This is a genomic window from Paenibacillus azoreducens, assembly GCF_021654775.1.
In the GTDB taxonomy this organism is placed as follows: Bacteria; Bacillota; Bacilli; order Paenibacillales; family Paenibacillaceae; genus Paenibacillus_AQ; species Paenibacillus_AQ azoreducens.
Map to the genome: position 1 here is coordinate 984127 of NZ_AP025343.1, position 21445 is coordinate 1005571.

Consider the following 21445-nt stretch of genomic DNA (forward strand, 5'->3'; position numbering starts at 1 on the left):
TTCAACAATTGAGGGAGGCACGTTAATGAACAAGCCAAATGAAATCATCGTTGTCCTGGACTTCGGAGGACAATACAATCAACTTATTGCAAGACGCATTCGCGATTTGGGCGTATACAGCGAACTGATGCCTTTTAATACACCGATCGAAAAAATCCGCGAGCTTTCCCCGAAAGGGATCGTATTTTCCGGCGGACCGATGAGCGTATACTCGGAAGACGCACCCCATGTGGATCCGGCGATTTATGACCTGGGCGTACCGATCTTCGGCATTTGCTACGGAATGCAGTTGATGGCTCATCAGTTGAACGGCAAAGTGGAACGTGCGGCGAAAAGAGAATACGGCAAAGCGGACCTGGAGTTTGCTTCCGGTACGACTTTGATTAAAGGACTGGACTCCAAACAAACCGTCTGGATGAGCCACGGGGATCATGTCGTCGAGCTGCCTGAAGGCTTCAAGCTGGAAGCGGGCACGGAATCGGCGCCGATTGCGGCGATGAGCAACCTGGACAAGCAGCTTTACGCTGTGCAATTCCATCCGGAGGTACGCCACTCCGTGCACGGGAATGAAATGATCCGCAACTTCCTGTATGAAGTCTGCCATTGCGAAGGCAACTGGAGCATGGAAACATTCATTGAAGATGCCGTGCGTGATATCCGCGAACAGGTCGGCGACCGCAAAGTGTTGTGCGCACTCAGCGGCGGCGTGGATTCTTCGGTTGTAGCCATGCTGGTTCACAAAGCCATCGGCGATCAGCTGACATGCATGTTTATCGATCATGGCCTGCTGCGCAAGGGCGAAGCAGAGGGCGTCATGGAAACCTTCGTTGGCAAATTCGATATGAAGGTCATCAAAATCGATGCACGCGAGCGTTTCCTCGGCAAATTGGCCGGCGTGGACGATCCTGAGCAAAAACGCAAAATCATCGGCAACGAGTTTATTTATGTATTCGATGAGGAGTCTGCTAAACTCGGCGAATTTGATTTTCTGGCCCAAGGCACGCTGTATACGGATATCGTAGAAAGCGGAACGGCTACGGCCCAAACGATAAAATCCCATCACAATGTCGGCGGACTGCCTGAAGACATGAAATTCGAGCTGGTTGAACCTCTGAAAACATTGTTTAAGGACGAAGTGCGCAAAGTCGGGCTGGAATGCGGGCTTCCGGAAGCAATCGTATGGCGTCAGCCATTCCCGGGTCCGGGTCTTGCTATCCGTGTTCTTGGAGAAGTCACAGAAGACAAGCTTACGATCGTACGCGATTCGGATTATATCCTGCGCGAAGAGATTGCCAAAGCGGGACTTGACCGCGAAATTTGGCAGTACTTCACCGCCCTTCCTAACATGAAGAGTGTCGGCGTCATGGGTGACGCCCGTACGTATTCCTACACGGTAGGCATCCGCGCCGTAACTTCCATCGACGGCATGACCGCCGACTGGGCGCGTATTCCATGGGATGTGCTCGAGAAGATTTCGGTACGGATCGTCAACGAGGTTGAAAATGTCAACCGCGTCGTGTACGATATCACTTCCAAGCCGCCTGCAACGATTGAATGGGAATAGGATAGAACAACAATAGAGTGAAAAAAAATACTCTCTTTTATCTGCGTTATTTACCAGATGAAAGGGAGTTTTTTATGGCCAAAATCAATGAGTTTATCGGGATTTCAAAAATTGGTAACATTAATAATGCCGCTGGGTATTGACGGATGCCAGGATTCCATTAAAATGGTTACAAATAAATATCCATTGCACAGTCTAGGGCGTTTCGGATGATATCATGAAGTATTTGAAAGACATGCTCGCGAAAAGCGGAGAGGAGTAAGGAAAATGCAAATTTATATGGTATCAGGCAGATCCAGGTTCGGAGAATACACAGAGGTCGTCGATGTATTTGAGGATATAAAAGAGAAGCCCAATTATTACGTGTGTGCAGGTAAAAGAATTGATAAAAACATGATTGGAAAAGTGGAAGAGAGCAAATTTTCAGGTTCTTATCGAATAGCGCTGCTCGACTCTAATGAGGTCGCGGAAGCTCGGAAGGCAATCAAGGATAAAGTCAGAGAATATCACCAAAAAGAGTTGGAAAAGACCAAAGCGGCTTTAGAGGCAGTTGATCAACACAGTTTGGACTCGGATATTAAATTCAGATCGTAATAAATTTAAATTGCAATTTTCAATATTGATCTTTAAACCATTGACGGCATGACCGCCATCTATAAGGATTGGATGGGAACAAGCGGGAAGCTTGAAATGCATACAACAAAAAATCCGTTTTCCTCTTAAAGGAGGGAACGGATTTTTATTTTATCTCTCGCCCTGCTCATCCGTCATCAGATCTTCGGCCGGGTAATCCCGACCTGAGCCTTCATGAAGTTGAAGATTTTCGTAACCGAATGGGCGCGGCCCGTTTTGGCCTTTTTTCCACGGCGAGCTTTTCCCGATCGATTCGGCTTCCAGGCTTGATCCGTAAGGTCCTTCCGGGAACTCCTCCGCAATCAAATCGTTTTGTTGGGACTGCACGGTGGAAACGTCACCGTATTCGGATTCTGAATTTGAATTTAATGGACTCATGATGCATTCGGCACCTGCCTTTCTTTTTTTGAGCGGATTTTCAATGGTTAATGTCCCCGTCGATTTCGGTTCTTATCCCTGCCCTCTGGTCCCTAGTTTTATGTTATTGATGTTATGGGCTATCTTTATCGTTGAATTTTACCCCTTATCTATTGCCGTACATTGTATATAATGAATTTATATACCATCACCATGTTGAGAGAGGGGAGATAGAGGAAGGTATGAAGCTGACCAGAGAATCGCTCGAAACGCCTTGCATTCTGATTGATGAAAATATTGTGCAGCGCAACATCGATCATATGGCGGACTGTGCCGCCCGCAACCAGGTGAAGCTCCGTCCGCATATTAAAACGCATAAAATTCCCGAGTTCGCGCTTAAACAGCTGGCCCAAGGGGCTGAAGGCATTACCGTCGCCAAGGTTGGCGAAGCCGAAATTATGGCCGAACACGGCATAGACGATATTTTTATCGCCTACCCGGTTGTTACGCCCGCGAAGATCAAACGAATCATTGCACTGGCTCACAAGAAACGCATGATTGTTGGCGTGGAAAGCATTGAAGGCGCCCGGAACCTCTCTAAGGAGGCAACCGCGGCAGGAATTATTTTGCCTGTAAGACTGGAAATCGACACAGGGCTTGCGCGGACAGGAGCGGCTCCGGACAAGGCGGTTGATCTGGCGCAGCAAATTGCGGCGCTTCCCGGGCTCGATTTAAGCGGTATTTTTACCTTTAAGGGGGCCGTATTCAAAGGCGCAGGCACGCTTGATCTGGCAGCAGCGGGTCTGGAGGAGGGTACCATTATGGTGGAAATGGCCGAGAAGCTGCGTGCCGCAGGTATCCCGATCCGTGACGTAAGCGTTGGTTCGACGCCTACGGCTCCATATGCGGCTGCGGTTGAAGGCGTAACGGAGATCCGGCCGGGAACGTATATCTTTTATGACCGGATGCTCGCCGTAATGGGGGCATGTTCCGAAGAAGATTGGGCGGCCAAGGTTTTGGTGACCGTTGTAAGCGTTCCCGCTGCAGACAGGCTTGTGGTAGACGGGGGCAGCAAAACCTTCGCAACCGATGTCCAGCCCGGCCAGCATCCGCTCCATTTAAAGGGCTTCGGGGAAATTATCGGCCATCCGGACGCCGTATTCGAGAAAATGAATGAAGAGCACGGGATGATCCGCACCAGCGGTCCGCATGGACTGCATGTCGGAGATGTCCTCGAAATTGTGCCGAATCATATTTGCCCTACGGTCAATCTGCATAATGAGGTTTACGTGTCGACGGCAGGCGTCATTCGGGCCGTGCCTGTTCCGGCTAGAGGGAAGCTGGCCTAGGAGGAAAGAGAGGGAAGGCGTATGCTCGATATCATTATTGAAAACGGAAGACTTGTGGATGGAACGGGGAACCCATGGTATTTTGGACAGCTCGGCATCAAAGACGGGGTCATTACGCATGCGGGCCGAACCGACGACGAAGCATTGGAGCGGATCGATGCCAAAAGCCAAGTGGTGGCGCCGGGATTTATCGACGGGCATTGCCATTCCGATCTGCTTATATTGGACCAACCCGATAGCGAATTTAAAATGCAGCAGGGTGTGACGACGGAAGTCGTTGGGAACTGCGGCCTCGCCCCGGCCCCTTACTTCAAAGAACGGGCTGCCGAGCTGAAAAATTATATCGAACCCGTCATCGGACGCACCGATTGGCCGTGGCCATGGGAGAATATCGAGGAATATTTGCAGTATTTGGCTAAGTCGCCGGCATCCGAAAATGTTTCTACTTACGTAGCGCATGGCGCTTTGCGTATCTCCGTGATGGGTTTTGCGAACCGCCCGGCCACAAAGGATGAACTGAACCGGATGAAAATGCTGCTGGAAAACGGATTAAAGGCAGGAGCCATCGGCCTATCGATCGGCCTTCTCTACGCGCCCGGCAGCTATACGCCCAAAGAAGAACTGGCCGAGCTGTGCAAAGTGGTTGCCGCGTATGGCGGCTTATTTTCGACGCACATCCGCGGTGAGGGGAATAACCTGTTAGCTTCGGTTCGGGAGGTCATCTGGATTGCGGAACATAGCGGCGTATCCCTGCATATCAGCCATCTAAAAGCGGCGGGCCGGATTAATTGGGGCCAGACGCAGGACGCGATCGCCCTGATCGATGAAGCGAGAAGCCGCGGGATGGATGTCACCTGCGACGTGTATCCGTATTCGGCCGGTTCGACCACGTTGACGACGGTGCTGCCTCCCTGGGTGCTGGAAGGCGGAATTGATGCGACGCTGGAGCGGATCGCCGACCCCGCCATTCGAGCGAAAATCAAGCAGGAGCTGCGGGAAGAGCAGACCGACTGGGATAACCTGGTGTGCTCCACCGGCTGGCAGAGCGTATTTGTTTCCTCCGTTCCGTCCGCAGCGGGCAAACTGCTTGAAGGCAAGCATATTCTGGAGATCGGCGAATTATGGGGCATGGATCCGGAAGATGCGGCGCTTGAGCTTTTGGCAAGGGAAAACGGCCAGGTATCCATCGTCTATTTTCACATGTCGGAAGAAGATGTGCGGGAAGTGATCCGCTATGATTATTCTTTGGTCGCGTCAGACAGCCTAGGTTGCGTAACGGGCAAACCGCATCCTCGTTCCTACGGCACGTTTCCGAGACTTTTTGCCGAATATGTACGGAATAAGCAAACGCTGACCTTGGAGCAGGCTGTCCGTAAAATAACTTCATTCCCCGCCCAACGTTTCAAACTTGGCAAACGCGGGCTCTTGGTTCCGGGGTATGCCGCGGACATCGTTATTTTTGATCCGGCCACGATTGCGGACACCGCTACATATCAGGACCCGATGCGTTATCCGGAAGGCATTTCCGCCGTGCTGGTGAATGGCAAAAAAACGATGGAACATCGTCAGCATACGCATGAACGTCCGGGTATTTTTATTCCGGTGCAGCACTGCTGCCGGCATTGATTTCTATAGTCGATAAAAAAACTATAACAATTTAAGGAGATGACCCTCATGGCAAAAATCGAAAAAATTCTCGAAGAAAAAGGAATCGTGCTTGAAAAGGTGCCTGTCCCGGTGGCGGAGTATGTTCCGGCCAAAACCGTAGGCAATCTCGTATACACCTCTGGAAATGACTGCCGCGTGAACGGCAAGCTGAAATATACCGGTAAAGTAGGCAGCGATCTTACGGTTGAACAAGGTTACGACGCTGCCCGCCAGGTGATGATTAACCTGATTTCGGTGCTCAAGGAGCATTTGGGAGATCTGGACCGTGTAAAACAAGTCGTTAAAATGCTGGCATTCGTCAATTCCGCTGATGGGTTCGTTGAACAGCCTTATGTCATTAATGGGGCTTCCGAGCTGTTAGTAGAGATTTTTGGCGAAAAAGGCAAACATGCCCGCTCGGCGATATCGGCAAACGAGCTGCCTTTCGATACGCCAGTGGAGATTGAATTGATTGTAGAGATTGAGTAGGAAACATTAAATTTTCATTATTTCCGAACGTTAATTGTGTTTACTAGTTTTAATATTCGTTTTTTCTATTGACATTTTTCGATCGTCTCCCTAGAATAAATGATGTAAGAAACGACAATATAAAAGACATTTTTCGTATAATCCCGGGAATTGGCCCGGGAGTCTCTACGAGATCACCGTAATGATCTGGCTACGAAAAGAATGAGATAGCGGATAACCTGCTTTGCGTTTGGGCATATCTGGTTGATAGAACCTAAATGCAGGCAGAGAGCTACTTCTCTTTTCTTTGATGCAATATGCCTGCGGATCCAAGACGGTCTGCAGGCTTTTTTGTCGTCCTGACTCAATATTCTAAGGGGGATTCATTAAAAATGGAGCGTTTCTTTAAGTTAAAGGAACACGGAACGAATGTGAGAACCGAGATCATTGCCGGTCTTACCACTTTTATGGCCATGGCGTACATTCTTTTCGTCAACGGGCTGTTTTTGGGTGAAAACGGCGCCGGCATCCCGAATGAGGGCGTGTTCTTCGCGACGGCAGTAGGCGCGGGCCTGGTTACGATCGTGATGGGATTATTCGTTAACATTCCGATTGCTTTGGCACCGGGGATGGGTCTCAACGCTTACTTTATGACGGTAGTGCTCAGCTCGAACGGTGCGATTACTTGGCAGGCAGCGCTTGGTGCCGTATTTATTTCGGGTATCATTTTCATCATTCTGACCGTGACCAAAGTTCGTCAAATGCTGATGTCAGCTGTTCCGCGAAACCTGCAAAGCGCCATTACGGTTGGTATCGGTTTGTTTATCGCCGTTGTCGGCTTCAAACTTAGCAATCTGATCTCCATTTCGGTCAATCCAGGTACGGATGTAAGCAAGCCGGTTGGCGGCGCAAGCTTCAACCTGATGCTTAGCGATTTCTTTACGCATAAAGATGCGCTTCTTACTTTGATTGGTATTTTGTTTATTGCTGTTCTGATGGTGCTGCGCGTGAAAGGCGCGCTTTTGATCGGCATCGTCGTTACAACCCTGATTGGCATTCCGATGGGCGTAACGAATCTCAGCGGTTTGTCTCAAGCCAATTGGATTCCTTCCTTCACCAACCTGGCCGTTGGTCAGCTGGATCTGAAGGGCGCGCTTCATATCGGTTTGTTCGAAATCGTATTTATCTTTACATTCGTTGAATTGTTCGACACTTTCGGTACATTGGTAGGTACGGCAACGCGTGCCGGCTTGATGAAAAATAAAGAGCAAGGCGAAAAAACGATCGGTAAAGCCATGCTGGTCGACGCGGTCGGCGTCAGCGCAGGCGCTGTTCTTGGTACAAGCACGGTTACGGCGTTCGTGGAAAGTACCGCTGGCGTTGAAGCTGGCGGACGTACGGGTCTGACAGCTGTTACGACAGGCGTCATGTTCCTCTTGTCCTTGTTCATTGCTCCGCTGGCTTTGGTTGTTCCGTCGGCGGCAACGGCTCCGGCACTGATTGTTGTGGGCGTGCTGATGATGAGCCAAGTCCGCAATATTGAATGGGATGATTTCTTTGAAGCATTCCCGGCGTTCCTGACAATCGTTCTGATGCCATTTACGGGCGGTATCGCTAACGGTATCTCGGCGGGTATTCTGTCTTATGTTATTTTGGGCGTCTTCGCCAAATTCTTTACCAAACGCGATATCAAAATCCACTGGCTCATGTGGGTGCTAGCGGCAATCGTTATCTTCCGTTATGTATTCCTTGGATCGGAGTAAAGGGATTTCAAAGGAATCTAAAGATATCTATATAAAAGAAAAGAGGAGTCGTTCTCTCAACAAATGGAGAGGGCGGCTCCTCTTTTGTTGTCCCGTAATTCTATGGCTTCGTTCAATGGCTATAGGTAAATTCTTTAAAGGGATATGCCGATTTTAAAATCCGGTGCCGTAGTGCAAGATGTGTTTGCAGGGAACAAGATTTTTCATGGCTGCGAATGAGAAAACTAAGCCGGAAGCAAAATGATATGGTGATGTGATGTGGATTGGAGTTTAAAAGGGTCAGATTGACTCGTCATGTTCATGCTGATGAAATTAATGCTTTGACTGTAGATGTGTTGCTTAATCTGAATTAAAGTTTTTTTTGTAAAAAGTCTTGCGTTGTTTTTATATCTATGTTATATTCTAATTCCGGCCAAGAAAACACCAGTTGGTGAATTCTTAGCAAGTCAAAAGGCTTCAAAAAAAGTTTTAAAAAATGCTTGCATAAAACGGTCGGATATGTTATGATATAAAAGTTGTCGCCGATAAGACGATGACGATGAAAAAAGTTTGATCTTTGAAAACTGAACAACGAGTGAGATAAAGGTTTCGGCAACGAAACCGAAACGCAAGATTATCGGGTTCATGACAACTGTCTGAATCGATAGTCGAGCAAATGAGAATTAATTTCTCGTCAGATTCAAAATGAGTCACAAACTTTCTTGGAGAGTTTGATCCTGGCTCAGGACGAACGCTGGCGGCGTGCCTAATACATGCAAGTCGAGCGGACTTGATGAGGAGCTTGCTCCTCTGATGGTTAGCGGCGGACGGGTGAGTAACACGTAGGCAACCTGCCTGCAAGACCGGGATAACTAGCGGAAACGTTAGCTAATACCGGATAATTTATCGCTTCGCATGAAGCGGTAATGAAAGACGGAGTAATCTGTCACTTGCGGATGGGCCTGCGGCGCATTAGCTAGTTGGTGAGGTAACGGCTCACCAAGGCGACGATGCGTAGCCGACCTGAGAGGGTGAACGGCCACACTGGGACTGAGACACGGCCCAGACTCCTACGGGAGGCAGCAGTAGGGAATCTTCCGCAATGGGCGAAAGCCTGACGGAGCAACGCCGCGTGAGTGATGAAGGTTTTCGGATCGTAAAGCTCTGTTGCCAGGGAAGAACGACCGTTAGAGTAACTGCTAACGGAGTGACGGTACCTGAGAAGAAAGCCCCGGCTAACTACGTGCCAGCAGCCGCGGTAATACGTAGGGGGCAAGCGTTGTCCGGAATTATTGGGCGTAAAGCGCGCGCAGGCGGTCGCTTAAGTCTGGTGTTTAAGGCCAAGGCTCAACCTTGGTTCGCACTGGAAACTGGGTGACTTGAGTGCAGAAGAGGAGAGTGGAATTCCACGTGTAGCGGTGAAATGCGTAGAGATGTGGAGGAACACCAGTGGCGAAGGCGACTCTCTGGGCTGTAACTGACGCTGAGGCGCGAAAGCGTGGGGAGCAAACAGGATTAGATACCCTGGTAGTCCACGCCGTAAACGATGAATGCTAGGTGTTAGGGGTTTCGATACCCTTGGTGCCGAAGTTAACACATTAAGCATTCCGCCTGGGGAGTACGGTCGCAAGACTGAAACTCAAAGGAATTGACGGGGACCCGCACAAGCAGTGGAGTATGTGGTTTAATTCGAAGCAACGCGAAGAACCTTACCAGGTCTTGACATCCCTCTGACCGGTCTAGAGATAGACCTTTCCTTCGGGACAGAGGAGACAGGTGGTGCATGGTTGTCGTCAGCTCGTGTCGTGAGATGTTGGGTTAAGTCCCGCAACGAGCGCAACCCTTGATTTTAGTTGCCAGCACTTTAAGGTGGGCACTCTAGAATGACTGCCGGTGACAAACCGGAGGAAGGCGGGGATGACGTCAAATCATCATGCCCCTTATGACCTGGGCTACACACGTACTACAATGGCCAGTACAACGGGAAGCGAAGTCGCGAGATGGAGCCAATCCTATCAAAGCTGGTCTCAGTTCGGATTGCAGGCTGCAACTCGCCTGCATGAAGTCGGAATTGCTAGTAATCGCGGATCAGCATGCCGCGGTGAATACGTTCCCGGGTCTTGTACACACCGCCCGTCACACCACGAGAGTTTACAACACCCGAAGTCGGTGAGGTAACCGCAAGGAGCCAGCCGCCGAAGGTGGGGTAGATGATTGGGGTGAAGTCGTAACAAGGTAGCCGTATCGGAAGGTGCGGCTGGATCACCTCCTTTCTATGGAGTACCTCGCTTCCGTAGCGAAGCGGTACAATGTAACGGTCAGCGAAAGCTGCCGGATCACTTTGCGAATGCAAAGTAACCATCTCACTCGTTGCTCAGTTTTGAGAGTTCAAACTCTCACATATGATTTCCAGAACTTGCTTGTAGTCAAGCGGAACTGAAAATGGTATGATATAAGTCCGGTTTGAAAAGCCGGGTTTTTGATCCTTGAAAACTAGATAACGAAACGAATTTGCGTTTTAGAAATATCCTTTTAGCTGAACTTGTGTCAAGTGATTGACCAAGTAAGTAAAAAGTAGCAGCGAAGGTTTTGAGATCAGCGATCCTTTGCGAGCTTGTTTCCAGCTTGATTTAATTCAATCGAGAAACAAGCGAACAACAGAGCGATGAGCGCAAAACCGGAGCGAACATGGTTAAGCTACTAAGAGCACACGGAGGATGCCTAGGCGCTAGGAGCCGATGAAGGACGTGGCGAACAACGATACTGCCTCGGGGAGCTGTAAGCAAGCTTTGATCCGGGGATGTCCGAATGGGGAAACCCGGCTGGTGTAATAGCCAGTCACTCACATCTGAATACATAGGGTGTGAAGAGGCATACCAGGGGAACTGAAACATCTAAGTACCCTGAGGAAGAGAAAACAATAGTGATTCCGTCAGTAGCGGCGAGCGAACGCGGATTAGCCTAAACCGGTCAGCTTGCTGGCCGGGGTTGTGGGACGTCTCACATGGAGTTACAAAGGAATTGGTTAGGCGAAGAGGTCTGGAAAGGCCCGGCATAGAAGGTAAAAGCCCTGTAGCCGAAAGTCAGTTCCCTCCGAGACGGATCCCGAGTAGTGCGGGGCACGTGAAACCCCGTATGAATCTGCCAGGACCATCTGGTAAGGCTAAATACTCCCTAGCGACCGATAGTGAAACAGTACCGTGAGGGAAAGGTGAAAAGCACCCCGGAAGGGGAGTGAAATAGAACCTGAAACCGTGTGCTTACAAGAAGTCAGAGCCCGATCTAGGGGTGATGGCGTGCCTTTTGTAGAATGAACCGGCGAGTTACGTTCCCGTGCAAGGTTAAAGTGAGAAGCCGTAGCCGCAGCGAAAGCGAGTCTGAATAGGGCGATATAGTACGTGGGCGTAGACCCGAAACCGTGTGATCTACCCCTGTCCAGGGTGAAGGTGCGGTAACACGCACTGGAGGCCCGAACCCACGAATGTTGAAAAATTCGGGGATGAGGTGGGGGTAGCGGAGAAATTCCAATCGAACTCGGAGATAGCTGGTTCTCCCCGAAATAGCTTTAGGGCTAGCCTCGGTGGGACAGTCGTGGAGGTAGAGCACTGATTGGGTGCGGGGCCCGCAAGGGTTACCAAGCTCAGTCAAACTCCGAATGCCATAGACTGATTAACCGGGAGTCAGACAGTGAGTGCTAAGATCCATTGTCAAAAGGGAAACAGCCCAGACCATCAGCTAAGGTCCCCAAGTGTGTGTTAAGTGGGAAAGGATGTGGAGTTGCACAGACAACCAGGATGTTGGCTTAGAAGCAGCCACCATTTAAAGAGTGCGTAATAGCTCACTGGTCGAGTGACTCTGCGCCGAAAATGTAACGGGGCTAAACACACCACCGAAGCTATGGCTTGTATCGACTTCACTGCTTTTTTGAGGTAGTGAAGACCTAAAAAACATTTTTATCGGAAGCCGAGGAACAAGGCTGACGATCAAATGCTCTCAGGGGATAAACACTTCGAAGGCGGAGTGAAGTCGATACAGGGGTAGGGGAGCGTTGTGTACAGCGTTGAAGGTGTACTGGAAAGAGCGCTGGAGCGTACACAAGTGAGAATGCCGGTATGAGTAACGAAAAGATCAGTGAGAATCTGATCCGCCGAAAGCCCAAGGTTTCCTGAGGAAGGCTCGTCCGCTCAGGGTAAGTCGGGACCTAAGGCGAGGCCGAAAGGCGTAGTCGAAGGACAACAGGTTGAAATTCCTGTACCACCGTAAACCGCTACGAGCGATGGGGTGACGCAGGAGGGTAGTGACGCGAGCTGATGGATGCTCGTCCAAGCAGTGAGGCTGATGTGTAGGCAAATCCGCACATCGTAAGGCTGGGCTGTGACGGGGAGGGAAAATTACAGTACCGAAGGTCATGATCTCACACTGCCAAGAAAAGCCTCTAGCCAGGTGAAGGTGCCCGTACCGCAAACCGACACAGGTAGGCGAGAAGAGAATTCTAAGGCGCGCGGAAGAACTCTCGTTAAGGAACTCGGCAAAATGACCCCGTAACTTCGGGAGAAGGGGTGCCCCGGTAGTGTGAATAGCACGAGGGGGCCGCAGTGAAAAGGCCCAAGCGACTGTTTAGCAAAAACACAGGTCTGTGCGAAGCCGTAAGGCGAAGTATACGGGCTGACGCCTGCCCGGTGCTGGAAGGTTAAGGGGAGCGGTTAGGAGCAATCCGAAGCTGTGAACCGAAGCCCCAGTAAACGGCGGCCGTAACTATAACGGTCCTAAGGTAGCGAAATTCCTTGTCAGGTAAATTCTGACCCGCACGAATGGCGTAACGACTTGGGCGCTGTCTCAACGAGAGATCCGGTGAAATTTTAATACCTGTGAAGATGCAGGTTACCCGCGACAAGACGGAAAGACCCCATGGAGCTTTACTGCAGCTTGATATTGGATTTGGGTACGATCTGTACAGGATAGGTGGGAGCCTTTGAAACCTGAGCGCCAGCTTAGGTGGAGGCGCCGTTGGGATACCACCCTGATCGTATCTAGGTTCTAACCTGGTACCGTAATCCGGTGCGGGGACAGTGTCAGGTGGGCAGTTTGACTGGGGCGGTCGCCTCCTAAAGAGTAACGGAGGCGCCCCAAGGTTCCCTCAGAATGGTTGGAAATCATTCGAAGAGTGCAAAGGCAGAAGGGAGCTTGACTGCGAGACCTACAAGTCGAGCAGGGACGAAAGTCGGGCTTAGTGATCCGGTGGTACCGCATGGAAGGGCCATCGCTCAACGGATAAAAGCTACCCTGGGGATAACAGGCTTATCTCCCCCAAGAGTCCACATCGACGGGGAGGTTTGGCACCTCGATGTCGGCTCATCGCATCCTGGGGCTGAAGTAGGTCCCAAGGGTTGGGCTGTTCGCCCATTAAAGCGGTACGCGAGCTGGGTTCAGAACGTCGTGAGACAGTTCGGTCCCTATCTGTCGTGGGCGTAGGAAATTTGAGAGGAGCTGTCCTTAGTACGAGAGGACCGGGATGGACGTACCGCTGGTGCACCAGTTGTTCCGCCAGGAGCATGGCTGGGTAGCTACGTACGGAAGGGATAAGCGCTGAAAGCATCTAAGCGTGAAGCCCCCCTCAAGATGAGATTTCCCAACTAGTAAGACCCCTTGAAGACGACGAGGTAGATAGGTTGGAGGTGGAAGTGCAGCAATGCATGGAGCTGACCAATACTAATCGGTCGAGGGCTTATCCTAAATTACCCCAAAAAGTGAAGCGTATGCTTCGCGGATGATTCCGATTACTTTTCGGGGGCCCCGGGATTTAAAACCGGGAAATGCTACGGAGAATTAAAACGCAAAACGTTTCGTATCTAGTTTTCAGGGAGTCAATGTAGGTTTTCAGAGCTCGAGAGGTTCTGAAAAACAAAGATGACTTTCAGCATTTGGCGATGCCGTTTCCTGAATAATTTCAAGCTATTGATTTTGAAGCTGTATGTCCTTTCTAAGGATGGATATTTTGCTGGTGAGTAATCATTGAGGCAAGCGCAGCGCAAAAATCCTGTTTGGTGGCGATGGCGGAGGGGTTCCACGCGTACCCATCCCGAACACGACCGTTAAGCCCTCCAGCGCCGATGGTACTTGGACCGAAGGGTCCTGGGAGAGTAGGACGCCGCCAAGCGAAGGACCACTGTTGATAACATCGACGGTGGTTTTTTTATTTCTTATCCCCATTGTGGATAATGGATTAGTTTCGTCTATTCATCCACAGGTTTAATGTCCTTTATAGATTTTTTAAAAAAAGTTATGCACAAAAAGGAAACCATTCCCGCCAATTTGCGTTATAATTCTAAATCATATTCCCAAAACTCACAGTTTCATCCCCAATACTCACAACTTCAACGTGATTTATGGTCATAAATGATTTATATGGTGATGTTAGATTAAGCTTTTGTAAAATGTTATTCACATGTACATAAGTTTTCGATTTCTTGCGAAGGGTCTCCTAGGAACGATAAAGGAGGAGTAGTTTTGACCGAAGCACAAGCACGAGCCATACAGTACGTTCGTAAGGATGCTTTGAGCGCGCAGTGTCTTTCCCGCAGATGATTGACCGGATTCTGGCTGACGAAGGCCTTAATGCTATTGATGTTGGCGCACTCATTGATAACATTCGCCGTTTTGCACGGGTTACAATCAATTTTCATCCTGATCGTTTGCTCGCTACCGGTCGGTCGGTAGCTGAAGGACTGCTTCAGGACGGGGTGTACCGAGGACAGTTTGAGACCGCGATCTCCAACGGGAGCCGAACGGCATTTGCCGGTGGTGATCGTGACCGGTGGGAAGAGCATTTATTTGGAAGAGCATACCAGGCTGCCGGAGTAACCAACGAAGAATGGCCTAAGTATGGAGGGCTTAATCTGATGAATTATGGGGATGGTGCGTCCCCCCGTTTTGGGTCGTGCCATTTGGTCCTTCGTCCGCACGTGACGGAGCGTTGCACTTTTACGTTTGGGGATAGCTTTATGGAGCCTGAGCAAAAAGGAACGATTGATGTTTTTTCTCCAGTTTTGGCTCCCTTATTCGAGGCTGCTGCCGGCACCCAGGAAGTGCTCGGTTCCGAACGCATCGGTGTACCGCTGCTGGTGGAGCTGCTTCAAAAGCTGAGCTTTAGATCCACGGGGTTTACACCGGCAGCCTTGGGACGATCGCTTGATGATTACATCGAAGCCCAGGTTCATGTTGTGTTGGATTTGGCAAACGATGCGGAAGCCTTGATTGCGGATCCTTCTTTCCGAAATACGCCAACGGGCAAACTCTTGAAGGAAATCTGCGATAAATATGGTCTGCGGCTTGGCTGGCATGCAGGGTACCAGCTGAAGGTCGAATCGGTGCCGGGTGATTTTCGTGGTCCTGCGATGCAGCCGCTTGCGATGAGGATCGACCAAAGGTTTGGTAACGAAAAGGGACAAATTGACGCGGCGGTTTTGGGTTTGGCTGCGGCATCGCTGCACAATCATCCCGAGAAGTGGGAGGACTGGGGATCTTATGAAGAAAGTTTGCAGCACATTAAACAGTTATGGCATGTTCTCGTTCAATTTGGCTCTCCTATTCATTGTGTTATGTAATGTTACGGAATACCAAGGCAATTCACATAAATAATATAAGTATTATTTTTAGTATAATATCCTAATAAATCGCATGAGGCGTAAACCGCTTTGTGGGATTTATTTATTTTCCGATATAAGCAGAAAAAGCAGAGTAAACAGCAGGTTGCTGGCCGGAGGCGGGGGGACAGCTAGAGTTCCATCTGCTCCTCTCGGTCCTGCGTTCGATACAGCACGGTGGCGCTGTTCTGAGAGCCGTCGTTTGCTTGATCTCGAAGATCCGGTCGTTAAACGGTAATTTACACCTCTTTGAATAATATAAAAACTAAGAGTATGCTGTATATATAGGATTGTAAACCGGAACTTTTAACATAAGGTTCCGAATTCCAAACACTCGCTTAAAATTCCTGGTTGATGATGTGGCCTTGGAATGATCATTACAAAGTTCATCGCAAAGTTCATTAGAAAGTTCACTACAAAGTTCATTGTTCATATTGGCGCCAGTCCGTCATGGGGCAAAGTTCGTACGTCGGAAAAGGGAATCACCTGAGCTGCAGATATATTTTTTACAAAAAAGAGGAGAAAAGTCATGGACAACAAGTGGAGAGAAACCTACCTGATTCATTCCAACGATATCGATTATAAATCCGAGGCACGTTTATCTGTGCTGCTGGCATTGATGCAGCGTACAGCGGATGCGCATTTGGAGCATATCGGCGCCTCGAGAGACCAGATGATTGAAGCTGGCATGGGCTGGATGCTGATTACGATGGATCTGCGTTTTGAGCGGACACCTCAAGCGCTGGAGAATATTACGATTGATACATGGAATATGGGGCCGAAAGGAGCGCTATGGCAGCGTGATTTCCGCATAACGGATCAAACGGGAGGCGTTGTGGCCGAAGCATGCAGTATCTGGGCGCTTGTGGATATCAATAAGCGTAAAGTTCTTAGACCGTCGGCATTTCCTTTTGAAGTGCCAATCACAGCCGAGGATTCAGCAGGAGAGACGCCGCAGAAAGTAAAAATTCCCGAAGACGTAACCATGCATAAGGCTTATAACTCCGTTGTCCGATACAGCGGTATTGATGCGAACGGGCATTTGAACAATTCCCGGTACGCAGATTTATGCATGGATTCCCTTAGCAAAGAGGAGATAGGCAAACTTCGAATCCAATCCTTTAAAATCACCTATCAGCATGAAGCATTGGCTGGAGATGAAATTGAGATCTATCGTTCGGAGATCGTTGACGGCATGATTTATTTTAAAGGACAAGCTTCAGATGGAAACCACTATTTTGAGGCGCAGCTGGACATTGTCAAATATAACGAATTTCTCAAAGCCGCTCAATTAAGGGCGGCATACAAAATATAAGACGATCATACTTTACTCAAATCCGTAAAAACAAAAATGGCGGTACAAGGAATCCCATCCTTTGTACCGTCATTTTTTTTGTTACGCTCGGCTTAGAAAACTTATACTTTAAATTTCATCACCGACTCCTGGAGCTGGCTGCTGACATTGCCTAAGGATTCGGTAGCTCTAGTCATTTCCTCAATCAAATCAAGCAGGTTTCCGGCGGCTTCGTTTACTTGCCCGGAAGTAAGCGCGATGTTGCTTGCCGAATATTTCAGTTCGGTAACTGATGCGGTCGCTTCTTCAGAGGAAGCAGAAATTTGCTGCAAGGCAGCGGAAATTTCCTGCATCTGCATTGCGACATTGCTTGTAGATTGCTGAATACGGTTGAATGCTTGTCCGGCTTCCGATGCCAGAGAAAGGCCGCGTGTTGCCTCGAGCTGCCCGTGTTCAGCCGCTGCAATGGTATTGCCAGTGCTTTCTTTGATGCGAGCGACCAAGTCCATGATGCCTGCCGCAGATTTGCCGGTGCTTTCGGCCAGCTTTCGAATCTCGTTGGCGACTACGGCAAAACCTGCACCATGTTCACCGGCGCGGGCTGCCTCGATGGAGGCATTCAGCGACAGCAGGTTGGTTTGCTGGCTAACCTCGGTGATGAGATCGGAGAAAGTACCGATTTCCGTGATTTGCTGATGCAAAGTGTGGAACGCGTTTGTGATTTGTCCTACCGAAGCGTTGATGGTTTCCATCTGCGTTATGATGTGTTGAAGCACTTCATAACCAGAGTCGGCATGCTCCGCCATTTGGTTGGATTCTTCGGATGCCAATGAAGTGGACTCGGCAATCCGCTGTATGCCCTGGGCTGTTTCTTCCAGAACAACAACGGTTTCTTCGGAGATTTTGGATGTCGTTGCCGTTTGTCCGGCAACCTCGGACACATCCTTTCTGACGGAACGCGAAAAATTCGCCGTTTCCCAAGCGCCGGTTTGAAATTGCTCGATATGTTCCATCATCGAACTGGCCTGGTTCTGGATATTTTGAATCAGCATACGGAGCTGTGTATTCATTTTGCTGATCGCATTGTACAATTGTCCGACTTCATCATTTATATCAGTATTCATCTCTTGAGCGGTCAAATCCCCGTCAGCTATGCTATTGGCCAACGTTACGACACGCCGCAAGGGCACAAGCAGCCGATGCACAACGGAATAAGTGATGAGAGCGGTGACTGCAATACCGATCAGAGTTATGATAATCTCCGTGGTCATGGAAGTGTTAACCGCATTGTTAATATACTCTGCAGAATAGTCGATTCCAAGCACCGCAATGATTTTCCCTTCACTTCGGATTGGCTGCATAATTGTCTTCCAAGAGCCCAAGGAATCATCATATACGTCGGTTATATAGCGTTTGCCGGTCTTATAAGCTTCCTGCGCTGCTTTGATATTAACCGGCGATAAGTCGATGAAAGGTTTTCCGAAATCCTTGGCTTGACCGTTCAAATTTGAAGTAAATACTACTGGATATGCCTGTCCGTCCTTCATTTCCCATATGTAGCCTGATGACATGGTTCCTTGAACTTTTTTAATAAAGTCGAGCTGTGATTGAAGCTTTGTAAAATCCGGATTATCTGTCCCCTTATGGTCGATAAGTGATGTGACTTGGGACGGATCAAGCTGCATGGCGGTCAAATTACCTACGCCTTCAAGCTCATGGTTCAGATCACGGGATAACCCGGACTTCAATGTGTTGATATTCAACAACAAAATGGCCGTAAAAATGATGATAACAACCGGAATTAGTAATGCAATGAATTTGAACTTGAGCGATAAATTACGAAATTTCACGATGTGCCCTCCTGTTGTTTGCGTGGTCTCTGGTTTATGCTACCAATTTTAACTTAACAAATGTATATAAATTAATCCATAATTTTATCTTTTTTATGAAATAAATTGCGCAAATACTCAAAGTATAGGTCAATAATACTAATTAGTGGATAAAAAATCAGGAATAGGGGATCGATAACAGAAAGGAGGGATAGTTATGCCGTATCATAGACCGCTAAAAATCAATAATCAACAAAACAAAGCCAGCAATAAAGAGGAAACCATAACGCAGCGTCCGGAAAAAGCAGCCAAGGTTCCGCCCAGCCTCAACGGGATTTCGAAGCAAGAGTAACATCTTCTGAATCTTTTCTCACAAATATAAGCTAGGACTATCCTCGCAATCCGAAATTCCCTTTGGACGCGTCTGTGAAAGATCTGTTTTTTCACACGGTGTCACGAAGGGATTTTTCATGTTTTGCGTAAAGGGAACTTATGACTTGAGTCATGAGTTGTTGGCGCGCCTATCTGTTATTTCATGACATATGTCAAAGAATGATATAATAACAATCATGGGAAAAACGGTTGCAGGCGTATGTATGTCGCATATGAGACAGACCGTTCGAGAGTCGTTTTTTTCTAAGCGTATCTGAGGCCGGATGAATGGACATTCATGCTTTTGATACCTCAAGGAAAGGGGAGCGTTATGAAAGCACTCGTATTAGCCGAAAAACCATCCGTCGCACGCGAAATTGCGCGGGTCATGGGAAGCAAGGAAAAACATAAGGGATATTTTGAAGGCCCTAAATATATTGTGACTTGGGCGCTGGGACATTTGGTCGGCCTCGCCGAACCCGAGGATTATGATCATAAATACGCAACATGGAATCTTGAGGATTTGCCGATCCTGCCGAAAACGATGAAACTGAAAGTGCTGCGCGAAACCGGCCAGCAGTTCAGAGTGGTTCAGTCGCTAACCAAACGTCAGGATGTGAACAAGCTGATTATCGCAACCGATGCGGCGCGCGAAGGAGAGCTTCTGGCCCGCTGGATCATGAAAATGGTTCATTGGAACAAACCGTTCGAGCGCCTGTGGATATCATCGCAAACGGATAAGGCGATCAAGGAGGGGTTCTCGTCTTTGCGTCCGGGCAAGCAGTTTGACCGTCTGTATGAATCGGCACGCTGCCGCGCGGAAGCGGATTGGATGATCGGACTGAACGTAACCCGCGCATTGACCGTCAAATTCGGAGCGCAGCTGTCCGCAGGCAGGGTTCAAACGCCAACACTGGGCATGATCATGGACCGGGAAAAGGAAATTATTAATTTCCGCTCACAGGAATATGACACCATTAAGGCGGATTTTGGCAGCTTCTCGGCAACCTGGCGGGGGAAAAACGGGGATGCCCGGATTTTTGAACGCCAAAACAGCGAATCATTAAAGAAAAAGCTTGAGGGCCAATACGGGAAGGTCGCCCAGATCAAGAAAACGGAAAAGGTGGAGCCGCATCCGCTTGCTTATGACCTGACCGAGCTGCAGCGGGATGCGAACCGGAAATACGGTTTTTCCGCGAAACAAACTTCCAATGTACTGCAGCGTCTTTACGAACAATACAAGCTGGTCACTTATCCGCGTACGGACAGCCGTTATCTGACCTCCGATATGGTTAATACGTTGAAGGAGCGGCTTGAAAGCGTAGCTGTAGGTCCATATGCCGCGTTGGCCCGGCCGCTGCTGCGCAAAAATCTGCCAATCACCAAACGCATCGTCGATGATTCCAAGGTCAGCGATCACCATGCGATCATTCCAACGGAAGAAACGGTGCTGCTTAATCAGTTGAGCACGGAAGAAAGAAAGCTTTATGACCTGATCGTGCGCCGTTTTATCAGTTTGTTTTATCCGCCTGCCCGATACGACAACGTCAGCGTGACCGTGCAGGTGGAAGGCGAGCAGCTTCATGCCAAAGGCACAACGATCAAGGATGCGGGTTGGCGTGAAGTGTATGGCGCAGATAGCGATCATTTTTCGGATGAAGATGATGAGGATGCGGATGACCGTCCGTCCCTGCTGCCTGTGCTTCATGAAGGCGAATCCGTTAAGGTGCAGCGTGTCCATGTCCAGAACGGAAGAACGCTTCCGCCGAAGCGTTATACTGAAGCAAGCCTTCTGTCCCTAATGGAAAAGCATGGGCTTGGTACGCCAGCCACCCGTGCCGATATTATCGAAAAGCTGATCAACACCGATACGATCGAACGTCAGGGCAATCTTCTGCATCCGACAGGAAAGGGAAAGCAGTTGATCGAACTGGTAGCTTCCGAGCTGCGTACACCTGAGCTTACCGCGCGCTGGGAGGCAGAGCTTGAAAAAATCGCCCGCGGCCAAGGCAAGCCTGATCCTTTCCTGCAAGGAATTCGGGGCATGTCGAAAGATCTAGTTACCGAAGTAAAAAACAGTTCCGCCGGTTATAAGCCGCATAATGTATCGAATAGCCACTGTCCAGAGTGCGGCACCCGCCTGCTGGAGAAAAAGGGAAAACGCGGCAAAATGCTCGTATGTCCAAGCGAAGACTGCGGGTATCGCCGCTCGGATGAGAAGCGTTTGTCGAATCGCCGTTGTCCGCAATGCCACAAAAAAATGGAGATCAAGGAAGGCAAAGCCGGACTGTATGTACAGTGTTTGCCATGCGGCATTACCGAAACGTTAAATAAAAATAATAATCATGTGAACAAAAGGGAAGAGCGCAAGCTTGTCCAAAAATATGCAAAAGAGGAATCATCAGCCGTTTCCAACCTGGGTGAACTGTTGAAAGCAGCCATGGAACAGCAAAAGGGCAAATAACCAGGGATGGAAAATCCATCCGATATGGCTTAGAAACTGAATTGTTCTAAGTTTTGACATTGTTTCGGGAAGATTGTGGAATT

At 49.1% G+C, this 21445-nt stretch carries 12 protein-coding genes, 3 rRNA genes and 1 riboswitch; of the genes, 13 read left to right on the forward strand and 2 right to left on the reverse strand.

The window, feature by feature from the left end:
- Positions 1–25: 25 nt before the first annotated feature.
- Complete coding sequence (guaA, locus tag L6442_RS04190) at positions 26–1564, forward strand: glutamine-hydrolyzing GMP synthase (RefSeq protein WP_212981577.1); 1539 nt, start codon at positions 26–28, stop codon at positions 1562–1564.
- A gap of 267 nt (positions 1565–1831) precedes the next feature.
- A complete protein-coding gene (locus tag L6442_RS04195; RefSeq protein WP_212981578.1) occupies positions 1832–2158 on the forward strand; it encodes a hypothetical protein in 327 nt (108 codons plus the stop codon).
- Between the two features lie 150 nt (positions 2159–2308).
- On the opposite strand, the gene L6442_RS04200 is transcribed toward L6442_RS04195, so the two are convergent.
- Positions 2309–2575, reverse strand: a complete 267-nt coding sequence (locus tag L6442_RS04200) for a hypothetical protein (RefSeq protein ID WP_194235092.1) — start codon at positions 2573–2575, stop codon at positions 2309–2311.
- A gap of 221 nt (positions 2576–2796) precedes the next feature.
- On the opposite strand from L6442_RS04200, the gene L6442_RS04205 reads away from it, so the two are divergent.
- The 9 genes from L6442_RS04205 to L6442_RS04245 all read left to right on the forward strand — a co-directional run bounded on the left by L6442_RS04205 (position 2797) and on the right by L6442_RS04245 (position 16718).
- A complete protein-coding gene (locus L6442_RS04205) occupies positions 2797–3903 on the forward strand; it encodes an alanine racemase (protein WP_212981579.1) in 1107 nt (368 codons plus the stop codon).
- Positions 3904–3924: 21 nt separating this feature from the next.
- Complete coding sequence (locus L6442_RS04210; protein ID WP_212981580.1) at positions 3925–5529, forward strand: N-acyl-D-amino-acid deacylase family protein; 1605 nt, start codon at positions 3925–3927, stop codon at positions 5527–5529.
- A gap of 48 nt (positions 5530–5577) precedes the next feature.
- Positions 5578–6039 (forward strand): RidA family protein, encoded by a 462-nt coding sequence (locus L6442_RS04215; protein WP_194235095.1) that lies wholly within the window; start codon positions 5578–5580, stop codon positions 6037–6039.
- Positions 6040–6152: 113 nt separating this feature from the next.
- Positions 6153–6252, forward strand: a riboswitch (purine riboswitch).
- Positions 6253–6410: 158 nt separating this feature from the next.
- Positions 6411–7781 (forward strand): NCS2 family permease, encoded by a 1371-nt coding sequence (locus L6442_RS04220; protein WP_194235096.1) that lies wholly within the window; start codon positions 6411–6413, stop codon positions 7779–7781.
- Between the two features lie 698 nt (positions 7782–8479).
- A 16S ribosomal RNA gene (locus L6442_RS04225) occupies positions 8480–10033 on the forward strand.
- A gap of 417 nt (positions 10034–10450) precedes the next feature.
- Positions 10451–13493: ribosomal RNA gene (locus L6442_RS04230) — 23S ribosomal RNA — on the forward strand.
- A gap of 307 nt (positions 13494–13800) precedes the next feature.
- Positions 13801–13917 (forward strand): 5S ribosomal RNA (gene rrf, locus L6442_RS04235).
- Together the 16S, 23S and 5S rRNA genes form the textbook arrangement of a ribosomal RNA operon.
- 409 nt (positions 13918–14326) lie before the next feature.
- Positions 14327–15364, forward strand: a complete 1038-nt coding sequence (locus L6442_RS04240) for a DUF3626 domain-containing protein (RefSeq protein ID WP_237100206.1) — start codon at positions 14327–14329, stop codon at positions 15362–15364.
- Positions 15365–15932: 568 nt separating this feature from the next.
- Entirely contained in the window at positions 15933–16718 is a 786-nt protein-coding gene (locus L6442_RS04245) for an acyl-[acyl-carrier-protein] thioesterase (RefSeq protein ID WP_212980379.1), read from the forward strand.
- Positions 16719–16819: 101 nt separating this feature from the next.
- Here L6442_RS04245 and L6442_RS04250 read toward each other — a convergent pair whose 3' ends face one another.
- Positions 16820–18547 carry a methyl-accepting chemotaxis protein gene (locus L6442_RS04250; protein WP_212980378.1) on the reverse strand — a complete coding sequence of 576 codons (1728 nt, stop codon included), beginning with the start codon at positions 18545–18547 and terminating at the stop codon, positions 16820–16822.
- 196 nt (positions 18548–18743) lie between these two features.
- Here L6442_RS04250 and L6442_RS32800 point away from each other — a divergent pair, with 196 nt between their 5' ends.
- Both L6442_RS32800 and L6442_RS04255 read left to right on the forward strand, forming a co-directional pair.
- Positions 18744–18878, forward strand: a complete 135-nt coding sequence (locus tag L6442_RS32800; RefSeq protein WP_265589859.1) for a hypothetical protein — start codon at positions 18744–18746, stop codon at positions 18876–18878.
- Positions 18879–19229: 351 nt separating this feature from the next.
- Complete coding sequence (locus tag L6442_RS04255; protein ID WP_212980377.1) at positions 19230–21362, forward strand: DNA topoisomerase III; 2133 nt, start codon at positions 19230–19232, stop codon at positions 21360–21362.
- Positions 21363–21445: the final 83 nt, after the last annotated feature.